This window comes from Inquilinus sp. (assembly GCF_057815775.1).
The window spans coordinates 1-1,587 of record NZ_JBYRFX010000503.1; the positions used below are offsets into that span (position 1 = coordinate 1).

At 65.2% G+C, this 1,587-nt stretch carries 1 protein-coding gene; it reads left to right on the forward strand.

Translation table 11 applies throughout. The features are described from left to right. Positions 1-323: 323 nt before the first annotated feature. On the forward strand, positions 324-1,587 hold a 1,264-nt coding region (locus AC3XYG_RS17710; RefSeq protein ID WP_489141171.1), incomplete at its 3' end, for a thiamine pyrophosphate-binding protein.

The window sequence follows — 1,587 nt, forward strand, 5'->3', positions numbered from 1 at the left end:
CGCACCATTGCATCGGTAAACTCGACAGCCGCATTCAGCCGCTCCGGATAATCGAACCCCTCCAGCAGCAGCACCGGCCATTGATCCTGCGGCGGCAGCCGATCCCGCGTGAACGTATCGACATGCCCCGAATACCCCAGCATCATCGCCCCAGTGTCCAAGAGAACCCCAGCATCACCACCCGTCTGTCATCGCGAAGAGCGCAGCGACGCGGCAATCCCGCCACCCCGCAGACTTGCCCGCGACAAACCAGCAACCCTATAACGCACCAACCGCGGCCCGCTGTCAGCCACGCAAAAACCGCAACCGGAGACGCACCCAAAATGACCACCACAACCGTCGCCCGCCTCCTCGCCGACAGCCTCGAGGCCCACGACATCGACCAGATCTTCTGCGTCCCCGGCGAGAGTTATGTCGGTCTCACCAGCGTCCTCGCCGAACGCAACTCGATCCGCATGATCGTCTGCCGCCACGAGGGCGGGGCAGGGTTCATGGCCGTCGCCGACGGCAGGCTGCGCAACAGGGCAGGGGTCTGCATCGTCTCCCGCGGCCCCGGCCTGTCCAACGCCATGGTATCCATCCACTCCGCCTTCCACGACGCCACCCCGCTAGTGATGCTGGTCGGCCAGGTGGAAAGAAAGGATTTCGGCCGTCTCGCCCTGCAGGAGCAGAACTACAGCAAACTCCTGGGCGACATCACCAAATCCGTCATCGAGGTCAACGAACCCGAACAGGCCTCCGAAGCCATCGCCCGCGCCTTCCACGTCGCCGAATCCGGCACCCCGGGCCCGGTCGCCGTCATCCTGCCGGAAGACATCTTCGACGAAGCCACCGACGCCGAACTCAACCTCCCGAGGCCGCGCGTCATCGCCGGTCCCCGCACCCAGGACCTGCAGCAGCTCGCCGACATGCTGGCCAAGTCGGAACGCCCCCTGATCCTCGCCGGCGGCGCCCTGCTGTCCGACAGCCTGCACGACAAGAGTGTCTACAAGGACCTGCAACACCTGTCTGAACAATGGGTCCTGCCGATCAATCCGACCCACCGCCGTCCGCAACTGTTCGACGCCCGGCATCCGAACTACGGCGGCTACATGGGCATCCGTGTCCCCCCGGCGCTGATCAGCGAGATGAAAAAGTCCGACCTGATCGTCGCCCTCGGCGAACGCCTGACCGACACCGTCAGCCAGTCCTACAGCTTCCCCGCCGCCCCGCAGCCGCAACTGCCTTTGGTCCACATCTGGCCCGACCCCAACGAGGTCGGCCGCGTCTGGCGTGCCGACCTCGGCATGCCCTGCGACCCTTATGAGGTGGTCAAAGCCCTCCTGGCCCTGCCCACCCCTGCTGGTGCCGCGAAACGCCGTGGCTGGGTCGACAACCTGCACAAGATCCACCTGTCCTTGCTGGAGAAAACCTGGGAACCCACCACCGACGGCATCAACTTCGCCGCCATCGTCTGTGAGGTCGACAAGCACCTCGCCGACGACGCCGTCATCACCTCCGACGCCGGCAACGTCGGATCGTATCTACACCGGTATATCGGCTTCAAGCCGGGCCAGGAGTTCCTGTCCTCGGTGGTCGGCGCCATGG